This window comes from Epibacterium sp. ABV4_022 (genome assembly GCF_056159345.1).
This window is the reverse complement of the sequence record NZ_JBSWVA010000001.1, coordinates 1,995,729-2,014,565: the sequence shown is the minus strand read 5'-3', so window position 1 is coordinate 2,014,565 and position 18,837 is coordinate 1,995,729. Positions and strand designations below refer to the sequence as shown.

The window sequence follows — 18,837 nt, the reverse complement described above, 5'->3', positions numbered from 1 at the left end:
GGGGGCACTGCCCCCGGCCCCCAAGATATTCAGGGCCAAAAGAAGCGATCCCATATCGCCCGGCCCACCAGGGAGACAAAGATGAGCAAACTTGCAGACTACGACGGTCCGATTCTCGAAATCGACAAGCTGTCGATCTCCTTCTTCACGCGCCTGCGCGAAATTCCGGCGGTGATGGATTTCTCCGTCGCGGTGCAACCCGGCGAGGCCGTGGGCCTTGTGGGGGAATCCGGCTGCGGCAAATCCACCGTGGCGCTGGGCGTCATGCAGGACCTTGGCAAGAACGGTCGCATTGTCGGTGGCTCGATCAAGTTCAAGGGCCGCGATCTGGCCGAAATGAGCACGGAAGAGCTGCGCGATGTGCGCGGCAACGAGATCGCGATGATCTATCAGGAACCGATGGCCTCGCTGAACCCGGCGATGAAGATCGGCAAGCAACTGATGGAAGTGCCGATGATCCACGAGGGGCTCAGCGAAAAGGACGCCTATACACGCGCCCTCGAGGTGGTGACGGACGTGAAGCTGCCGGACCCCAAGCGGATGCTGAACTCCTATCCGCACCAGCTCTCGGGCGGCCAGCAGCAACGTATCGTCATCGCCATGGCGCTGATGTCGAAACCCTCGCTGCTGATCCTGGATGAGCCCACAACCGCGCTCGACGTGACGGTGGAGGCCGCGGTGGTCGAGCTGGTCAAGGATCTGGGCAAGAAATACGGCACCTCGATGCTGTTCATCTCCCACAACCTCGGGCTGGTGCTGGAAACCTGTGACCGGCTCTGCGTGATGTATTCGGGCGAGGCGGTGGAGCGCGGCTCGATCGAGGATGTGTTCGACGACATGCGTCACCCCTACACGCAGGCGCTGTTCCGCTCGATCCCGCTGCCCGGCGCCGACAAGAACGCGCGCCCGCTGGTGGCGATCCCCGGCAACTTCCCCCTGCCCCATGAACGCCCCCCGGGCTGCAACTTCGGCCCGCGCTGCGATTATTTCGAAGCCGGGCGGTGTGACGCCGGTGACATCCTGATGGAACCGGTGCCGGGCAATGACCGTCACCATACCCGCTGCCTCAAATTCCAGGAGATCGACTGGAACGCTCCCATCAATGCGGGCGAGCAGAAGGAAAAAAACGAACCCGGCCGCGTTGTCCTGAAGATGGACAATCTCAAGAAATACTACGAGGTCGCGGCCAATGCGCTGTTCGGCGGCGGCACCAAGAAGGTGGTGAAGGCCAACGAGACGCTGAGTTTCGAAGCCCGCGAATCCGAAACGCTTGCCATCGTCGGCGAGTCGGGCTGTGGCAAATCCACATTCGCAAAGGTGCTGATGGGGCTGGAGACCGCCACCGAGGGCGAGATCCTGCTGGACAACCGCAATATCGAACAGGTGCCGATCCAGCAGCGCGACGCTGGCACCATCGCCGATGTGCAGATGGTGTTCCAGAACCCGTTCGACACCCTGAACCCCTCGATGACCGTGGGGCGTCAGATCATCCGAGCGCTGGATATCTTTGGCATCGGCAAGAACGACGCCGAACGCAAGCAGCGCATGCTGGAACTGCTGGATCTGGTAAAACTGCCGCGCGCCTTTGCCGACCGCATGCCGCGTCAGCTGTCCGGTGGTCAGAAGCAGCGGGTGGGCATCGCCCGCGCCTTTGCTGGCGGGGCCCGGATCGTGGTCGCGGACGAGCCGGTTTCGGCGCTTGACGTCTCGGTGCAGGCGGCGGTGACCGATCTCTTGATGGAGATCCAGCGCAACGAGAAGACCACGCTTCTGTTCATCTCCCACGATCTGTCGATCGTGCGCTACCTGTCGGACCGGGTGATGGTGATGTACCTCGGGCATGTGGTGGAACTCGGGGACACCGAACAGGTGTTCTCGCCGCCCTATCACCCCTATACCGAAGCGCTCTTGTCGGCGGTTCCGATCGCCGACACCTCGGTGGAAAAGACCCATATCGTGCTGGAGGGCGACATTCCCTCGGCGATGAACCCGCCGTCCGGCTGCCCGTTCCAGACCCGGTGCCGCTGGAAATCCGAGGTTCCCGGGGGCTTGTGCGAAAAGGAAGTGCCCCCGATCCGGACCCTCGACGGGGGCCACCAGATCAAGTGCCACCTGAGCGAAGAGATCCTCGAACGCATGGAGCCGGTGATCAAGATCGCCGCCGAATAGGGCTGTTCTAGGCCGGTCCATCCGGCCTTTGGCGCAGGCCGGGGCTGGCTCCGCCCCGAGTCTGCGCGGCCCGGAAAGCCTGAGAAAGCGGCTCGGTTTGAATGACTTCGGCTCTACGGCCTATTGAACGGCCAATCTGGCCGGCCACGCGCCTTGGACGGCACAGAAAACGGCTCCACCCTGCGTTGGGTGGAGCCGTTTTGTTTGTGTACCGGGCACAACCGCCAACCGTCTCTGCCCCCCCGAGGGACGAGGGGCAGGACGTTGGATCAGCATCTCACCTTTTTAGCCGGGCGGGATCTGTGCCGATGTACGTGCCCGCTCTTGCAAGCGGTCACGGTGCGCGCATTCAGCGCAGGGCTGCGTCGAAAGCCTCCCAGGCCTCGACCCAGCGGGCGCCGCCCAGGGCGTCATAGACCGGCTTCAGCTGTTCTTCATAGGCCTGCCACTGGCCTTGGGTGTCCGGCGTCAGCTCTTCCTGTCCCAGCATCCCGGAAATCGCATCCAGGTTGCACAGCGCATTGGGCGTCAGACAATCCACGTGGAAATCCAGCCCTGCATGATCCAGCAGCAGCGCGATTTCGGTTTCGGGACGCTGCACCAGCGCCTCGTAGGATTGCAGGCGCATTGCATCGCCCAGCGTCGCGGCATAGTTGGTCGCCGAGGAGTAGACCGTGCGCGTGACCTTGGCGATCCATTCCGGGCGCGATGCCAGCGCGTTGCCGTTCAGCACGTTGGAGGCGACATTTGCCAGCGCCGTATCCAGCGGATGGCGCGACAGGAAGACAAACTTCGCCTCCGGGAACAGGAATTGCGCAAGCGCGAACTCCAGGCAGCCGAGCGGATGGGCATCCACGATCGTCTTGCCGCCCGCAACCTGCCCGCCCAGGGCACGCTCCAGATAGTACTGGCGGAAAATATCGACCTCTTCCGCCGTCAGCTGGTCCATCCAGTCCCAGTAGTTGCAGGGACGGTCGGTTTTGGCCAGATGCATGCGGATCGCACCATGGGTGCGCGACAGCGCCGTGTTTTCGCCAACGCTGAACACGCCGGGGTGTTTGGCCAGGATCCGTTCCACCAGACCCGTGCCGGCCATGGGCATGCCGCCGACAAAGACGATCTTGGGCAGGAGGGTGGCATCCTCGGAGGCCGGACGCGGTTCGAACAGGGCTTCCTGCTCTGCAACCATCTCGTCAAAGATCGCCGGGGCAAAGGCGCCAGCGACCTCCTTGCGGGAGGATTGGAACAGGGTGTAGGCGACATCGGTCTCACCCGCCGCATGCGCAATCTGCGCCAGCGCGTGATGAACCAGCGCCCGGTGGCGCGTATCCAGATTGGTGCGCTCGGACAGCGACAGCAGACGCTGGGCGTAGATGCTGTCGACGCCGAATGTCTCGATCCCGTTGAGCGCGGTCAGCGCCGGGATCGAATTGGGGTCCAGTCGCAGCACCTCTTCGAAGGCATGCGCGGCGCTGGCCAGATCCCCATTGGTCTGCAGCATCAGCCCCAGCTTGCCCCAGCCCGCGGCATCCTCTGGCGCGGCTTCGGTGATATGGCGCATCACCTTGATGGCATTGGGATAATCGCGCATCTCAAAAAAGCAGTCGGCGGTCCGCTCAAGCAGGCCGATGTCCAGCTCGCCCGCTTGGACATAGGGCAGCATCACGCTGAGGGAGCGCGCAAATTTACCCGTGGCCATGAGACCGTCGACGGTTGCAAATGCCTCAGCCAAGGCATCGGGAGTTTGGCTGTTTTCTACCAGCATGTGATGTTCGCCCTTCTGTAACGATGAGGCCGAACCTGCTGGAGAGAAGTGAATCAGCGGTAAAGCGCTTGGTTCGAATTTGTGTCTTTTTCTTGGAATTTAACGCGGCATCGCCGCAAAGGTTACCCGTTACTCGCTCAGAAGCGGTTCGTAGCGCGCATCGGTGAGCGTTTTCAGAAAGGCCACCAGCGCATCAATCCGGCGTTCGTCCAGCGCCGGTCCATGGGTCAGCTCAGTCGTCGACAGGGTGTCCGGCACCGGGATCGGTCCCCAGGATGCGCCGGTTTCCGGGTTGATCTGCGCCACATCCGCCTTGCTGTTGTAGCGGTTGTAGAAGGTCACCACGGTGCGCAGATCCTGGAAGACGCCATTGTGCATATAGGGGCCAGTCACCGCCACATTGCGCAGGGTCGGTGTCTTGAACTTGCCGCGCTGGTGCGGATCGTCGACCAGGGGGTTATCCAGCAAGCCGTTGTCGACCCACTCCGCCGCAACCCCGTTTTCCTGCCGGCCCGGAAAATTCGCCGGCACGCCGATATTGTGGTACTTGAAATCGGTAAAGGGCTCGGCCGGATCCATCGCACTGCGGCGCAACTGATGACACTGGTTGCAGTTGGTGAACTGTTGCGAAAAGAACAGGAGCCGCCCCAGTTCCTCCATCTTTGTCAGTTCGGCCTCGCCGCGCAGATAGCGGTCGTATTTGCTGTCGAAGGGACGAAAGACCTCGGTCTGTTCAAACCGCGCCAGCGCCAGGGTGAGCGCATCATAGCCTGCCTCGGCCTGTGAAGGGTCTGTAATATCAACGTCATAGAGGTCGCGAAATGCGGTCACATAGGCCGGGGTTTCGGCGAGGCGCGCGACCGCCTCCGCCTCTGTGTTCAGCCCCAGTTCGATCGGATTGAGGATCGGACCGCCGGCCTGTGCCGCAAGGTCCCCCGCACGGCCATCCCAGAATTGACCGCCGACCCAGTCGCCGGCTTCATTCTGGTGAAAGGCAGGCGACAGCATCGCATAGCTTGCCGTCGGCGCATGCCGTGCGCCTAGCGACTGTCCGTCGTCCCCGCGTGAGAACGCCCCCGCCGCGTCGCGCCGGGGATCGGCGAAACCCGCCTCCGGATCATGACAGCTGGCGCAGGACTGGCTGCGGTTGGCAGAGAGGTCGGTTTCAAAAAACAGGGCCTGCCCCAGCGCCTCCGGCGACGCAAACTCCTCGGCGCAGACAGGCGTTGCGGCCAGGGCAGCGCAGGCGACCAAACGCAAAAGCACGGACATGAAACCCTCCTTGGACTTACGGATCGACCTAGCGCAGCGGTTCCCGAGAATCCAGATGCAGAAAGGACGCATCCCTTGCGGAACGCGCCCTTTCTCCCTCCCACAGTCCCACCCGCGGGTATTCTTTGGTGTGGCCAGGATCAGGCCACGGCGACGATCCCCAGCGTCAGCAGGTTGATCGAGGCAAATTGCAACAACACCGGACGCTTGCCCGCGCGCAGCACGGCCCAGGCCGCAAGCCCGACGGCGCTGGCAAGGCCGAGAACGCCAGTGGCCGTGAGCGTGACGGCCACCCAGCCACCCTGCGCCCCGCCAAGGGCAGTTTCCAGCACAAGCGCTTTCAAAAGCAGGCCCACCACCGCGCCAAAGGCCACTCCCAATACTGTCGGGCCGATCTCGCGCCGTTGTCCGCGTCCATGTTGGTCCAGGATCAGATCCACCAGCTCGGGCCGGGGTTTCGCACCGGCTTCCCACCCGAGGCGTGTCACCTGTCCTTGAAATGTTTTCCCACTCACCAGTCTTCCCTCCGTGTTGAGGGCGAAATTTACCTCCGATTAAGGCGGATTAATGACCGGTTAACGATGGCGCAGAGGCAAATGGTTAACGCCGGCGGAAACACGCCGCGCTGTGGGGAAAACTGGCAAGATCCGGCTCAGGGGCAGCCCTCAGCTGCCGAGGATCTTGCGCACGTAGGTCTGGGTTTCCTTGTAGGGCGGCACGCCGCCGTACCGGCTGACCGCATCCGGGCCGGCGTTATAGGCGGCCAAGGCCAGCCGCCAGGAGCCGAATTTGCGGTATTGCTGAGCCAGGTATTTGGCCCCCCCGCGCAGGTTCTCTGCCGGCACCATCGGATCAACGCCAAGGATACGGGCCGTCTGCGGCATCAATTGCGCCAGCCCCAGCGCGCCCTTGTGCGACTGCGCCGCCGGGTTCCAGTTGCTCTCCTGTTGTACCAGACGCAGGAACAGGTCCTCGGGCACCCCATGGGCCCGGGCAGCGCTGCGCGCCACCTCGAGGTATTCCCCACGATAGTTGCCGTTGTAGATCGGCAGGATATCATCCTTGAGGCTGTCGGGCTTCAACCGCGCCGACCCGCGATATTGCGTGGCCCCCCGCGTGTCGAGGAACTTTGTCTGGGCGGCAAAGACCTTGCGCTTGGACTTGTTCTGAAACAGGTCCGCCGCCGCCGCAGGGCTGGTGCAGACGGACAGGATAAGAGTAGCAATAGCAAAGCGTCGCATCGAATGGGCAGCACATCTGATTTTTCGGCTGAGCGCACTATAAACGAGTTTACCGCAAATGGAAGATATCCACATCTATCTGGCGTGGAGGTCGTATTTACGCCGTCTCTGCACGCCGGAGGCGGCCCGCCGCTCTTTCATCACCCGGTCAGGGTCGCTACTGTAACGGTCAGGCAACGGACGGGATTCGACCTCCTGTCCCGGCGGCCCGCCGCGACCGCTGTAGATCTGACACGATACAGAACAAGACAAAGACACAAAGGACAGGACCCACATGGCCGGATCCCTGAACAAAGTAATGCTCATCGGCAACCTGGGCCGCGACCCGGAAGTGCGCAGCTTCCAGAATGGCGGCAAGGTGTGCAACCTGCGCATCGCAACCTCTGAGACCTGGAAAGACCGCAACACCGGCGAGCGTCGTGAAAAGACCGAATGGCACTCCGTCGCGATCTTCAGCGAGGGGTTGGTCCGCGTCTGCGAACAATATCTGCGCAAGGGCTCCAAGGTCTTTGTCGAAGGCCAGCTGCAGACCCGCAAATGGCAGGACCAGAATGGTCAGGACCGGTATTCCACCGAGGTGGTCTTGCAGGGCATCGGCGGCACGCTGACCATGCTCGACGGACGCGGTGAAGGCGGCGGCGGCGGTGGTGGCGGCGGCTACGGCGGAGGCCAAGGTGGCGGCGGTGACTACGGCGGCGGCGGTGGCGGCTATGGTGGCGGCGGCAGCTACGGCGGTGGCGGTGGCAACCAGGGCGGTGGCTTTGGCGGCGGTGGCCCCTCGCAGAACATCGACGACGACGAAATCCCGTTCTGAGGCCCCGGCCCGAACGAGATCGCACAAGAAAACACCCGGTGCTGTCCGCGCCGGGTGTTTTTCATTTCGCTCTTGATCAGGACAGGGGCCCGTTCCGCGCCGCCGCCTCAGCCGCGCTGGCGCAACGCCTCTTCCAGCACCGCCAGAACCTTGCCCTGCGGCACATCTGCCGTCACGAAGGCCGCGCCGATGCCACGGGCCAGAATGAACCGGAGCTGGCCGTCCACCACCTTTTTGTCCTGCCCCATCAGCGCCACGAGATCTGCAGCCGGGGGCAGATCGCCGGGAATATCCGCCAGATCGGTCTTCATCCCCATCACCTTGAGATGGGCGCGCACGCGGCTTGGGTCTTCCTGGCTGCACAGGCCGAGCTGCGCCGAGAGTTCAAAGGCCAGCGCGCAGCCGATCGCAACGCCTTCACCATGCATCAGCCGGTCGCTGTAGCCGGTCGCCGCCTCCAGTGCGTGGCAGAAGGTATGGCCGAGGTTCAGCAGCGCGCGATCCCCCTGCTCGGTCTCGTCGCGCACCACGATGTCGGCCTTCATCTGCACCGAACGGGCCACCGCCTCGACCCGCAGCGCCATGTCGCCCGCCGCCATCGCAGGCGCGTTGGTTTCGAGCCAGTCAAAGAATGCCGCATCCCCTAGCAGGCCGTATTTCACCACCTCGCCATAACCGGCGAGGAAATCCCGCGTGCTCAGGGTGCCCAAGACCGAGGTATCGGCCAGCACCATCGCCGGTTGGTGAAAGGCACCGATCAGGTTCTTGCCCTGGGGTGCGTTGATGCCAGTCTTGCCGCCCACCGAACTGTCCACCTGCGCCAGCAGCGAGGTCGGGATCTGCACGAATCGCACGCCACGGCGCAGGACCGCCGCGGCAAATCCAGCCAGATCCCCGATCACCCCGCCGCCAAAGGCGATCACGATATCGCCGCGCTCCACCTTCTGTTCCAGCAGCCATTCCACCGCGCGGGTGAACTGCGGCCAGCCCTTGGTGGCCTCGCCCGGCGGCAGTGCCAGGGCGTCCATTTCGATCCCCTCGGCGGCCAGCCCGGCCCGCAAACTGTCCAGATGCAGCGCGGCAACCGTCTCATCCGTGAGCACCGCCACTCTGGGGCGGGTCAGCAAGGGGGAAATGCGCTTGCCAGCCTCGACAATCAGCCCCGGGCCGATCACCACATCATAGGCCCGGTCCCCCAACGGCACATGAACGGTCTGTTCCATCACTCAAACTCCAGTACATCCGGCCGGCTCCGCAGTGCCTCCAGCACCCGGTCCACCATATTGTCGATCGAGACCTGACCATCGGAATGCACGGTCAGATCGGCCTGTGCGTAGACCGGCACCCGCGCGTGATAGAGGTCGGACAGGGTCTTGTAGGGATCGGCGGACCGCAACAGCGGCCGTGTATCGCGCCCCCTGACCCGTTTCCACAGCACCTCGAGATCGGCCTGCAGGCAGACAGACACGCCCGCTGCGCTCATCACGTCGCGGTTGCGCTCTGCCAGAAAAGCGCCGCCACCAGTGGAGAGCACGCCACATTCCTCCTGAAGCAGTCGGCAGATCACCTGGTGTTCCTTCTCGCGAAAGAAGGGCTCGCCATCACGGGCAAAGATCTCGGGGATCGACATGTTCGCCGCCGTCTCGATCTCGTGGTCGCTATCCAGAAACGGCACGTCCAGCCGGGCGGCCAGCGCGCGGCCGACAGCTGTCTTGCCCGCCCCCATCATGCCCACCAGCACGATGGTCTTTTTCAGCTTTCCCGGCACGCGACTTTCTGCCGTCGCATCGGTGATTTGGTCTTTTTCGCTCATTCTTCCGTGAATGACGTGATATTGCCGAAAAGGCCATATATAAAACTCGCAAAACAGGCAAAGAAGCAGGCACCGGGACCCCCATGGCACGTTTGGCAAAATACTTGGCTTTCCTCATTCTACTGGCAGCGATCGCATTGGTCGGCTATGCCTATGTCGGCCCCTGGTTCGGCGCGGATTTCTCGGCCCCGTCCGAGGAAGTGCGCAAGCCCGTGGTGCTTAATGCCGACTAGAATTGCTGCCCTGGCCCTCGGCGGTCTTTTGCTGACAGCCACGTCCGGTCTGGCCCGCGACCCGCTGGCCGCGATCGACTGGCTGAAGACCGCACCACCGGTGGCCAATATTCCCGACACATTGCTGCTTGAACCCCCGGTCGCACAGAGCGCCAACGGGCCGGAAATCACCGTGACTCCGCTGGAGCGGCTGCTCCCGCCGGTGGGGCTGGTGTCGCATGTGCGCACGGGCCTGCCGATCACCCTGTGGCAGGGCAGCCCGCCGGATCGGGTGTCGGATTTGATCCGCGAGGTCCCGGTCTCCGGCCTGCCAGCGATGCAGTCGCTGCTGATGACCCTCCTCCTGAGCGAGGCGCGCCCGCCGTTTCGCGATGCGGATCAGGTGCTGCTGGCCCGCCTCGACCGGCTGACCGAAATCGGCGCCACCGACCCGGCTCAGGCGCTGGTCCAGGAGGCCGGCCCCACTGCGACGGCGGCGCGGTTTGAGCGCTGGTTCGATGCGACGCTGCTGAATGGCGACGAGGACCGCAGCTGCGCTGCCCTCACCGCCGATCCCTACCTGAAGCAGGAGTATACCGCCCGCATCTTTTGTGCCGCCCGGCGCGGCGACTGGCCCACGGCGGCCCTGATGATGGAAACGGCGCATGCGCTGGACCTGCTGGATGGCGATCAGATAGCGCTTCTGGACCGGTTCCTCAATCCGGATCTCTATGAGGGCATGCCGCCCCTGCCGACGCCCTCTGCCCCCTCGCCGCTGGAATTTCGCATGTTCGAGGCCATCGGCGAGCCGATGCCCACCCGCGCCCTGCCGCGTGCCTTTGCCAGCGCCGATCTGCGCGACATCACCGGCTGGAAAGCGCAGCTTGAGGCCGCGGAACGCCTGACCCGAAGCCGGGCCATGAACCCGAACCAGCTGCTGGGCCTGTTCACCGAACGGCAACCAGCCGCCTCTGGCGGGATCTGGGACCGGGTGGCGGCGGTGCAGCGGTTTGACACGGCACTGGTCACCGGCAGCGCGGAGGCGGTCCAGAAGACCCTGCCCGCCCTGTGGGCCGCAGCGCGTGAGGCGGGGCTCGAAATTGCCTTGGCGGATCTCTTTGCACCACGACTGGCGCCGGTGGCGCTGGACGGCAAGGCGGCGCGCATCGCCTGGCGGTTGCGACTGCTGTCCTCGGAATATGAGAGCGCTGCCGCCACACCGCCGGACAGCAGCCGCCAGAGCCGCTTTCTCGCCTCGCTCGCGCAGGGCCAACCGGATGCGGATCTGGCCAGCAGCGCGCTGGAAAAGGCCATCGCCCGTGGCTTTGCCCCGGGGGCCCCGCTGCCGGCCGCGCAGAAGCTGCTGCTGGATCAGGGGCGCCTCGGCGAGTCGATCCTGGTGACCATGAAGAGTTTTGCCCATGCCGCGGATGGCAACCTTGAGGCGACGGTGTTGTCGCTCACCGCGTTTCGCCAGATGGGGCTTGAGGACACGGCCCGCCGGGCGGCGCTGCAACTGTTGCTGCTGCCGCGCGGCTAAAGGAGGCATCGACCGCTCATGCGCGCACCGGATCAGGACCTTCAGTGGATCTCGACCTTTCTCGATGCCCAGGCCGCAGAGCTGGGCGCGGCGCGCAATACGCTGCTCGCTTATGGGCGCGATCTGCGTGATCTGGTGCAATGGATGGCGGTCAGGCAACTGAGCTTTGCCAAGGTTCAGCAGAGCGACGTCGAGGCCTATCTGATCTCCTGCGATGCCGAGGGGCTGAGCCGCGCGACCCGCGCCCGACGCCTGTCGGCGATCAAGCAGATATACCGGTTTGCCTTTGAGGAGGGCTGGCGCGACAACAATCCCGCGCTTCAGATCAAGGGACCGGGACGGGCCAAATCGCTGCCCAAGACATTGGACATCGCCGAAGTCGACCGCCTGCTGGAGGCCGCCCGCAACAGCGGCCGGCGCGAGATTGATCGACAGCGCAATACCTGCCTGATGGAGCTTCTCTATGCGACCGGGATGCGGGTGAGCGAACTGGTGTCGCTGCCGGTCTCCGCCGCGCGCGGAGATCCCAATCTGCTGCTGATCCTGGGCAAGGGCGGCAAGGAACGAATGGTGCCCCTCTCCCCGCCTGCCCGCGCCGCCCTGTCAGAGTGGCTCACGAGCCGTGATGCGCATGAGGACCACCGCGCGGCACAGGGGCACAAGCCCTCTCGTTTCCTGTTTCCCTCCCGCAGCAAGGACGGGCATCTGACCCGTCACCGGTTCTACCTGCTTATCAAGGAACTGGCGGTTGCCGGCGGGGTCTCCCCCGACAAGGTCACACCGCACACGCTGCGCCATGCCTTTGCCACCCATCTGCTGGAAAACGGCGCCGATCTGCGCGCGATCCAGGCGCTGCTTGGACATGCGGATATCGCCACCACCGAGATCTACACCCATGTCCTCGATGCCCGCCTGGCCGAGTTGGTGCACCAGCATCACCCGCTGGCGCAGCAGCCCCCGGAGGAGGACTGACCTCCCCACCTGAGGCGCCGGACAGCGGGCCCTTGCCAGAGCGTCGGAACCTGCACGCCACCCGCCGGAGATTGCGCCCCGACAAGCCTTGATCCGGCGTCCTCCAGCCCCCATAACCATGAGAAATCGAAGGATCTTCAGGACCCCCAATGGACAGCACAACCTCCATGCTCGACAGCTCTTTCTGGATCACCGCCGGCGGCATCGTGATGCTGCTGGTTCTTTCCGGGTTCTTTTCCGGCTCTGAAACCGCGCTGACCGCCGCCTCGCGCGGAAAACTGCGCAGCCAGGCCGACAAGGGCTCGCGCGGGGCGGAGCGGGCGCTGCAAATCACCGAGGACAATGAACGGCTGATCGGGTCGGTTCTGCTGGGCAACAACCTCGTCAACATCCTCGCCGCATCGCTGGCAACCGCACTCTTTACCCGCCTCTTTGGCGAGAGCGGTGTTGCGCTTGCCACATTGGTGATGACGCTGCTGGTGCTGATCTTTGCCGAAGTCCTGCCCAAGACCTATGCGATCACCAACTCGGAGAAAGCCGCCGCCGCCGTCGCCCCTGTGATCGGAACGCTGGTGACCTTCCTTGCGCCCGTCGTCGGCGCGGTGCGCCTGCTGGTGCGCGGTGTGTTGCGGTTGTTCGGGGTGAAGATCGACCCGGACAGCCACATCATGGCGGTCCGCGAAGAGATCGTCGGCGCGCTTCAGATCGGCCATTCCGAAGGGGTGGTCGAGAAAGAGGACCGGGACCGCATTCTGGGCGCACTCGATCTCTCGGACCGGTTTGTCGAAGAGATCATGCTGCACCGGTCCAAGATCGAGATGATCGATGCCAGCGCCGACCCCGAAGCCATCCTGGAGCAATGTCTGACGTCCTCGCACACGCGCCTGCCGCTATACCAGGACGACCAGGAGAATATTATCGGCGTGGTGCATGCCAAGGACCTGCTGCGCAAGATGTATGCCAAGATCGGCGGTCCCGATGGCGATGCCTCTGCGCTGCGCGACTTCCGGATCACCGAGGTCAGCAAGCCGCCCTATTTCATTCCCGAAACCACGACGCTGGACGATCAGATGCGCCAGTTCCTGCGCATGCGGACGCATTTTGCGCTGGTGGTGGATGAATACGGATCGCTTCAGGGGCTGATCACACTCGAAGACATCCTCGAAGAGATCGTTGGCGAAATCACCGATGAGTTCGACCCGGCGGAAGAGAGCTTTGCCCACAAGACCGGCGACGGCAACTACATGGTTGAAGGCGCGACGACCATCCGCGACCTCAATCGCGCGATGGAATGGTCGCTGCCGGATGACGAGGCCAATACGGTCGCCGGGCTGGTCATCCACGAGGCACAGATGATTCCGACCGTCGGCCAGGTCTTCTCCTTCCACGGGTTCCGCTTTGAAGTGACCGCCCGCGAAGGCAACCGGGTGACAGGGCTGAAGATCCGTCCCCTGGACATTTAGACCCGCGTTCCGCTGATCCCTTGAAAAATGAGGTGTTTCGCTTCGGGCTTTGCCCGAAGCGACCAGCGCCGCGCGCGCCCCTGCGGGGCGCGCGCGGCGCTGGGCCCAACCGAAGACCTGGCGCAACAGCGGCAGGGCCTTTGGGCGGGAGCCTCCCCCGATCCGCTTGCCTCCGACATCTGCTGTCGCATTTTGACTGGACTACTGGGCAGAAGTGTCCAGAATGATGGGAAACGCGATCCTGACAGGGAGACAGACCCCATGAAAACCACCACTCGTGTGGCCGTGATCGGCGGCGGCGTCGTCGGCTGCTCCGTCCTCTATCACCTGACCAAGCTCGGCTGGTCCGACGTGATGCTGATTGAACGGTCCGAACTCACCTCCGGGTCCACCTGGCACGCCGCCGGGGGATTCCACACCCTGAACGGCGACACCAATATGGCAGCGCTGCAGGGCTATACCATCAAGCTCTACAAGGAGCTGGAAGAGATCACCGGCATGTCCTGTGGCTTGCACCACGTCGGCGGCGTCACCCTTGCGGACAACAAGGAACGCTTTGACATGCTCAAGGCGGAGCGCGCCAAGCATCGCTTCATGGGGCTTGAGACAGAGATCGTAAGCCCCGAGGAAATCGCAAAAATCGCGCCTGTCACCAATACCGCGGGCATTATCGGCGGGCTCTATGATCCGCTGGACGGGCACCTCGATCCCTCCGGCACCACCCATGCCTATGCCAAGGCCGCGCGCATGGGCGGCGCCACCATCGAGACGCACTGCAAGGTGATCGAAACCAACCAGCGCCCGGACGGCAGCTGGGACGTGGTCACCGAAAAGGGCACGATCCACGCCGAGCATATCGTCAACGCAGGCGGTCTCTGGGCCCGTGAGGTTGGTGCCATGGCCGGCATCTACTTCCCGCTGCACCCGATGGAACACCAGTATATTGTCACCGACGAAGTCCCGATGATCGCCGAGATCATCGACGGCGGCGGCGAGCACCCGCATGTGATGGACCCGGCGGGTGAAAGCTATCTGCGGCAAGAGGGCCGCGGCCTCTGTATCGGCTTCTACGAACAGCCCTGCCGTCCCTGGGCCGTCGACGGCACACCGTGGAATTTCGGCCATGAACTGTTGCCCGACGACTTTGACAAGATCGAAGACAGCATTGATTTTGCCTACAAACGCTTCCCGGCGCTGGCCGAGGCGGGGGTGAAATCGGTGATCCACGGCCCCTTCACCTTTGCCCCCGATGGCAACCCGCTGGTCGGCCCTGTGCCGGGCGTGCGCAACTATTGGTCCGCCTGTGCGGTCATGGCGGGCTTCAGCCAGGGCGGCGGCGTCGGGCTGATGCTGGCGCAATGGATGGTCGAGGGCGAATGCGAGCGCGACACCGCCGCGATGGACGTGGCCCGCTATGGCGACTGGATCACCCCGGGCTACACCCGCCCCAAAGTGATCGAGAACTATCAGAAACGCTTCTCCATCGCTTATCCGAACGAGGAGCTGCCCGCCGCGCGCCCCTTCCGCACGACGCCGATGTACGACATCTTTGATGGGCTGGGCGCGGTCTGGGGCCACTACTACGGCATGGAGATCCCGAACTACTTTGCCGCCGAAGGGGAAGCGCGATACGAGACCCCGTCCTTCCGCCGCTCCAATGCCTTTGAGGCCACCGCGCGCGAGGTGAAGACCGTGCGCGAAGCCGTTGGAATCAATGAAATTCACAACTTCGGCAAATACCGTGTCAGAGGCGCGGGCGCGCGCGCCTGGCTGGATCGCATCATGGCCGGACGCGTGCCGCAGCAGGGACGTCTCAGCCTGACCCCGATGCTGTCGCCCAAGGGACGCCTGATCGGGGATTTCACCATCTCCTGCCTGGCAGAGGATGACTTCCAGCTGACCGCCTCCTACGGCGCGCAGGCCTATCACATGCGCTGGTTCCTGCAGAACCTGGACGAGGGCGTCACCATCGACAACGTCTCCGATCAGGTGAACGGCTTCCAGATTGCGGGACCGCGCGCACGGGAGGTGCTGGCGGCTGTCACCCGCGATGCCACCGACCTGAAGTTCCTCGATGTGCGTCGGATGACGATCGGCATGGTGGACTGTGTGGTGCAGCGCGTCAGCTATACCGGCGATCTTGGCTATGAGATCTATTGCGACCTCGCCAGCCAACGCGCCCTGTGGTCAACGCTCTGGGCGGAGGGGCAAAGCCACGGCATGAAGCCCTTTGGCATGCGCGCGATGATGAGCCTGCGTCTGGACAAGTTCTTTGGCTCCTGGCTGTCGGAGTTCTCGCCCGATTACACGGCGGCGGAGACCGGGCTGGATCGCTTCATCTCCTTCAAGAAACCCGTTGATTTCATTGGCCGTTCCGCTGCCGAAGCTGAACGCGACACGGGACCCGAGCGCACCCTGTGCGCCTTTGAGGTGGATGCCGATGATGCCGATGTGGTCGCCTATGAGCCGATCTGGCTGGATGGCGCGGTGGTCGGGTTCTGCACCTCCGGGGGCTACAGCCACCACGCGCAGAAATCCATCGCACTGGGCTTTGTTCCCACAGATCGGGCGCAGGACGGATTGGAGGTCGAGATCGAAATCCTCGGCAAGACACATGCGGCCCGGCTGATTACCACGCCGCTGTTTGATGCCGATGGCGCCCGCATGCGGGGCCTGTAGCACGGCGAACGGCCTACGCTGTTGTCATTCGCGCGTCCCTCACGGGGCGCGCGTCGTTGTTTCGGCCACAGCGCTGCGCGCGCAAACAGGCGTTGCCAGCCCAGACCGGCCATGACCTCTTGGCAGCGCGTGGTATCCTGACCAGAATGACGCCAAGAAATCACCGTTGTGAAACAGGATATTGGGGCACGCCCATGCATGACCACATCGCCATCCTGCTGCTGGCCGCCGGGGCCGCGACCCGCATGCGAGGACGGGACAAGCTGCTGGAGGAGGTCGCCGGACAGCCGCTGCTTGCCCGGATGATCGCAAGAGCACAGGCAACCGGATACGAGGTTCTGGTCACCCTGCCCGACCTCGCCCATCCACGGGCGTTGCTGGCAAAGGACACCCATCGCGTGCCGGTTCCGGACGCCGCCGAGGGCATGGCCGCCTCCATCCGCGCCGGGGTGCGGGCGCTGCCGGAGTACATCACCGGCGTGATGATCCTGCCAGCCGATATGCCGGAACTGACCACCGCCGACCTGCGCAACATGGGAGAGGCGTTTGAGGCCTCGGGATCTGACCCGGAGGGCGCCATCTGCCGTGCCACCGGTCAAGATCAGGCCGGACACACAGTGCCCGGTCATCCGGTCCTGTTCCCGCGCCGCTGTTTCGACGCGCTGAAACAGCTCAGCGGAGACGCCGGCGCCCGGCACGTTCTGAACGGGGAACAGCTGCGCTCTGTCGCGCTTCCGGCAGCGCATGCGCTCACCGATCTGGATACCCCCGAAGCCTGGGACGCGTGGCGGCAACAGCACGACCGACGCTGACGACGGGGGGGGCTGCGCCTCAGTGCAGGATCATCTTTGCTTCGCGTTTTCTCAGCACCCGTCTGGCCGAGGGAAAGACCTCCTCCGGTTCCGCGTTCCGCAACTCCGGGAACAGCTCCAGGATTTCCGTGCGTTGCGCATTATCGAGCCCCCGCAACGACTGATCGGCGGGCTGAAAGCTCTCGGTCCAGGCGCCGTCGGAGAGCACCACCTCATGCTGTGCAAACATGAAGTGGATATAGGTCACCGCCGTGGTCTCGATCGCATCGATCCCGATGAGACCAGTGAGGTGTTTGGCGGCCACCAGAACCTCGCGGTCTTCGAAATAGAGCGCGGTCTTGTCATTGGCGACCAGCACCCGGTGGTTCGGACTGACCATCATGTCGCGTTCCGGCAGACCGTTGCCAAGCGCCCCCTGCCGGATCAGGATCGGCTGTAGATAGGACGCATGTGCAAGATCCTCCTTGCCCATGGCGTTGCGCCCGACCCAGCGGATCGCCTGGATGCCATTGTCGCGGGTAATGACACGGTCTCCGGCCCGCAGGTTTTCGACCGGGCGCTCTCCATTCGGGGTCGCAATCAAGGTGCCGGGCGTGAAACACGGGGTGACCCGTTTGCAGGATTGTGCCGGCGCGGCCTCGGTCGGTGATGTGGCGGATGTCTCGTCTTTGCGGCCCATTTTGTGCTCTCCTTCGCTCTTGCCCCCCCACAGGAGCTTTGGTCGTTCCGCAACAGGCCGCGACCTGTCCTGACAGCAACCTCTTGGTGGACCTCAGGAATACCGGAGCCCCGCACAGGACCATAGGCTAAAACACAGTTAAAACTTTCGACATTGGGGCTGAACGCCGGCGCCCGGCCGGAACGCCTGACCGCAGGCGACAGGATTGTTTCCCGATTGCCGCAGAGGCAGGCTGAACATTCGGCGCAGGAATGGCACGCATTTGGCTAAAATTTGCCACAATCTGTTCCGGCTTCAGATGAGGCCCGGGCCATTGTTTCCGGTTTCGAAACCGCACGGCTTCACGATGTTTTGGCGATAGCCTGCGCCATGCGCCGTCCCGACACGTCCGGTCAACGCGGGTTGTCTGAACAAACGCGACTTATGCACGGGATTGTTTCCGGACCGGGCCGCGCAACCCCAGTCTGAGCCCAGAATGACGCACAGGCGATTCGATTCGCCGCTCGGGGACAGGGGCGCATCAGGACGCGCTCCCCCTCTGCCATATCCCAGCTGTCGCAGCGTGCGCCCTATTCTCCGGTCCAGTCCGGCATGTCGGATTTCGACAGAAAGGCCCCGATACCGGCCTCCGCATCCCGTGCCATCATGTTCTCGGCCATGACGCGACCGGCGTAGGCATAGGCCTCGTCCAGCGACATTTCGGCCTGGGCGTAAAAGGCCCGCTTGCCGATCTTTACCGCAGCTGGCGATTTCTCCGCGATCCGGCGCGCCATGTCGGCAGCGGCCTGCGACAGCTGGTCGAGGGGCACCACACGGTTTATCAGGCCCATCTCGGCGGCCCGCGCCGCGGGAACAAAATCGCCGAGAAGCAGCATTTCCATCGCATGTTTGGCCGCAACATTGCGCGAAAGCGCCACCATGGGCGTCGAACAGAACAGGCCAATATTGACACCGGAGGTGGCAAAGCGCGCCTCCTCCGACGCAACCGCCAGATCGCAGCTTGCCACCAGTTGGCAGCCCGCAGCCGTGGCGATCCCCGACACCTCGGCGATGACCGGCTGGGGCAGCTCCACCAGCGTCTGCATCATGCGCGAACAGGTGGCAAAGAGATCCTGAAAATACTGAAATCCACCGTCCGAGGCCTCGCGCGCCGCGGTCATTTCCTTGAGGTTGTGGCCGGCACAAAAGTGATCTCCGGCGCCGCGCAGGATCACCGCCCGGACCGAGCGGTCCTGCGCAATCCCGTCCAGCTCCGCTTGCAGGGCGCAGAGCATGGCCTCGGACAGCGCATTGATACTGCGCGGCCGGTTCAGCGTCAGCGTGGTGACGCCGGCCTGATCCTGCCGTGTGACCAACGGGTCGATTGATTGATCCTCTGCCATGCGCCGCCTCCCGGTTTTCAGGGA

General features: G+C 63.9%; 16 protein-coding genes. 8 read left to right on the top strand and 8 right to left on the bottom strand.

The genetic code is table 11. The annotated features are described in order from the left end of the window. The first annotated feature begins 81 nt into the window (after positions 1 to 81). A complete protein-coding gene (locus ACXAF5_RS09505) occupies positions 82 to 2,169 on the top strand; it encodes a dipeptide ABC transporter ATP-binding protein (protein WP_474946412.1) in 2,088 nt (695 codons plus the stop codon). 349 nt (positions 2,170 to 2,518) lie between these two features. Here ACXAF5_RS09505 and ACXAF5_RS09500 read toward each other — a convergent pair whose 3' ends face one another. The 4 genes from ACXAF5_RS09500 to ACXAF5_RS09485 all read right to left on the bottom strand — a co-directional run bounded on the left by ACXAF5_RS09500 (position 2,519) and on the right by ACXAF5_RS09485 (position 6,447). Continuing rightward, positions 2,519 to 3,934, bottom strand: coding sequence for a tetratricopeptide repeat-containing sulfotransferase family protein (locus ACXAF5_RS09500; RefSeq protein ID WP_474946411.1), 1,416 nt, complete (start codon positions 3,932 to 3,934; stop codon positions 2,519 to 2,521). Between the two features lie 129 nt (positions 3,935 to 4,063). Continuing rightward, positions 4,064 to 5,206: a cytochrome-c peroxidase gene (locus ACXAF5_RS09495; protein ID WP_474946410.1), complete on the bottom strand. Its 1,143-nt coding sequence runs from the start codon at positions 5,204 to 5,206 to the stop codon at positions 4,064 to 4,066. Positions 5,207 to 5,346: 140 nt separating this feature from the next. Continuing rightward, the gene (locus tag ACXAF5_RS09490) at positions 5,347 to 5,721 is read right to left on the bottom strand and encodes a hypothetical protein (protein ID WP_474946409.1); all 375 of its coding nucleotides are present in this window, start codon (positions 5,719 to 5,721) and stop codon (positions 5,347 to 5,349) included. A 150-nt stretch (positions 5,722 to 5,871) separates the two neighbouring features. Continuing rightward, entirely contained in the window at positions 5,872 to 6,447 is a 576-nt protein-coding gene (locus ACXAF5_RS09485) for a lytic transglycosylase domain-containing protein (protein WP_239321633.1), read from the bottom strand. 274 nt (positions 6,448 to 6,721) lie between these two features. On the opposite strand from ACXAF5_RS09485, the gene ssb reads away from it, so the two are divergent. Beyond that, positions 6,722 to 7,261 (top strand): single-stranded DNA-binding protein, encoded by a 540-nt coding sequence (ssb, locus tag ACXAF5_RS09480; RefSeq protein ID WP_474946408.1) that lies wholly within the window; start codon positions 6,722 to 6,724, stop codon positions 7,259 to 7,261. Between the two features lie 107 nt (positions 7,262 to 7,368). On the opposite strand, the gene aroB is transcribed toward ssb, so the two are convergent. After that, positions 7,369 to 8,484 carry a 3-dehydroquinate synthase gene (gene aroB / locus ACXAF5_RS09475; protein WP_474946407.1) on the bottom strand — a complete coding sequence of 372 codons (1,116 nt, stop codon included), beginning with the start codon at positions 8,482 to 8,484 and terminating at the stop codon, positions 7,369 to 7,371. Next, positions 8,484 to 9,074: a shikimate kinase gene (locus ACXAF5_RS09470; protein ID WP_474946406.1), complete on the bottom strand. Its 591-nt coding sequence runs from the start codon at positions 9,072 to 9,074 to the stop codon at positions 8,484 to 8,486. Before ACXAF5_RS09470 ends, aroB begins: the two co-directional genes overlap by 1 nt. A gap of 83 nt (positions 9,075 to 9,157) precedes the next feature. Here ACXAF5_RS09470 and ACXAF5_RS09465 point away from each other — a divergent pair, with 83 nt between their 5' ends. From ACXAF5_RS09465 to ACXAF5_RS09440, 6 genes are all read left to right on the top strand, one after another. Beyond that, complete coding sequence (locus ACXAF5_RS09465) at positions 9,158 to 9,307, top strand: hypothetical protein (protein WP_239321641.1); 150 nt, start codon at positions 9,158 to 9,160, stop codon at positions 9,305 to 9,307. Beyond that, positions 9,297 to 10,826: a hypothetical protein gene (locus ACXAF5_RS09460; protein ID WP_474946405.1), complete on the top strand. Its 1,530-nt coding sequence runs from the start codon at positions 9,297 to 9,299 to the stop codon at positions 10,824 to 10,826. Before ACXAF5_RS09465 ends, ACXAF5_RS09460 begins: the two co-directional genes overlap by 11 nt. An 18-nt stretch (positions 10,827 to 10,844) precedes the next feature. Further along, positions 10,845 to 11,798 carry a site-specific tyrosine recombinase XerD gene (locus ACXAF5_RS09455; RefSeq protein WP_474946404.1) on the top strand — a complete coding sequence of 318 codons (954 nt, stop codon included), beginning with the start codon at positions 10,845 to 10,847 and terminating at the stop codon, positions 11,796 to 11,798. Between the two features lie 149 nt (positions 11,799 to 11,947). Then, complete coding sequence (locus ACXAF5_RS09450) at positions 11,948 to 13,261, top strand: HlyC/CorC family transporter (RefSeq protein ID WP_239321647.1); 1,314 nt, start codon at positions 11,948 to 11,950, stop codon at positions 13,259 to 13,261. Between the two features lie 261 nt (positions 13,262 to 13,522). After that, complete coding sequence (locus tag ACXAF5_RS09445; protein WP_474946403.1) at positions 13,523 to 15,940, top strand: GcvT family protein; 2,418 nt, start codon at positions 13,523 to 13,525, stop codon at positions 15,938 to 15,940. Positions 15,941 to 16,134: 194 nt separating this feature from the next. Beyond that, complete coding sequence (locus ACXAF5_RS09440) at positions 16,135 to 16,752, top strand: nucleotidyltransferase family protein (RefSeq protein WP_474946402.1); 618 nt, start codon at positions 16,135 to 16,137, stop codon at positions 16,750 to 16,752. A 19-nt stretch (positions 16,753 to 16,771) separates the two neighbouring features. Here ACXAF5_RS09440 and ACXAF5_RS09435 read toward each other — a convergent pair whose 3' ends face one another. Continuing rightward, a complete protein-coding gene (locus tag ACXAF5_RS09435) occupies positions 16,772 to 17,431 on the bottom strand; it encodes a Hint domain-containing protein (protein ID WP_474946401.1) in 660 nt (219 codons plus the stop codon). Positions 17,432 to 18,000: 569 nt separating this feature from the next. Next, a complete protein-coding gene (locus ACXAF5_RS09430; protein WP_474946400.1) occupies positions 18,001 to 18,813 on the bottom strand; it encodes an enoyl-CoA hydratase in 813 nt (270 codons plus the stop codon). Positions 18,814 to 18,837 lie beyond the last annotated feature (24 nt).

Coding starts and splice junctions, on each gene's coding strand:
- ACXAF5_RS09460 (WP_474946405.1), top strand. CDS start 9,297: ATGCCGACTAGAATTGCTGCCCTGGCCCTCGGCGGTCTTTTGCTGACA.
- ACXAF5_RS09450 (WP_239321647.1), top strand. CDS start 11,948: ATGGACAGCACAACCTCCATGCTCGACAGCTCTTTCTGGATCACCGCC.
- ACXAF5_RS09455 (WP_474946404.1), top strand. CDS start 10,845: ATGCGCGCACCGGATCAGGACCTTCAGTGGATCTCGACCTTTCTCGAT.
- ACXAF5_RS09430 (WP_474946400.1), bottom strand. CDS start 18,813: ATGGCAGAGGATCAATCAATCGACCCGTTGGTCACACGGCAGGATCAG.
- ACXAF5_RS09505 (WP_474946412.1), top strand. CDS start 82: ATGAGCAAACTTGCAGACTACGACGGTCCGATTCTCGAAATCGACAAG.
- ACXAF5_RS09500 (WP_474946411.1), bottom strand. CDS start 3,934: ATGCTGGTAGAAAACAGCCAAACTCCCGATGCCTTGGCTGAGGCATTT.
- ACXAF5_RS09485 (WP_239321633.1), bottom strand. CDS start 6,447: ATGCGACGCTTTGCTATTGCTACTCTTATCCTGTCCGTCTGCACCAGC.
- ssb (WP_474946408.1), top strand. CDS start 6,722: ATGGCCGGATCCCTGAACAAAGTAATGCTCATCGGCAACCTGGGCCGC.
- ACXAF5_RS09470 (WP_474946406.1), bottom strand. CDS start 9,074: ATGAGCGAAAAAGACCAAATCACCGATGCGACGGCAGAAAGTCGCGTG.
- ACXAF5_RS09445 (WP_474946403.1), top strand. CDS start 13,523: ATGAAAACCACCACTCGTGTGGCCGTGATCGGCGGCGGCGTCGTCGGC.
- ACXAF5_RS09465 (WP_239321641.1), top strand. CDS start 9,158: ATGGCACGTTTGGCAAAATACTTGGCTTTCCTCATTCTACTGGCAGCG.
- ACXAF5_RS09435 (WP_474946401.1), bottom strand. CDS start 17,431: ATGGGCCGCAAAGACGAGACATCCGCCACATCACCGACCGAGGCCGCG.
- ACXAF5_RS09440 (WP_474946402.1), top strand. CDS start 16,135: ATGCATGACCACATCGCCATCCTGCTGCTGGCCGCCGGGGCCGCGACC.
- ACXAF5_RS09495 (WP_474946410.1), bottom strand. CDS start 5,206: ATGTCCGTGCTTTTGCGTTTGGTCGCCTGCGCTGCCCTGGCCGCAACG.
- aroB (WP_474946407.1), bottom strand. CDS start 8,484: ATGGAACAGACCGTTCATGTGCCGTTGGGGGACCGGGCCTATGATGTG.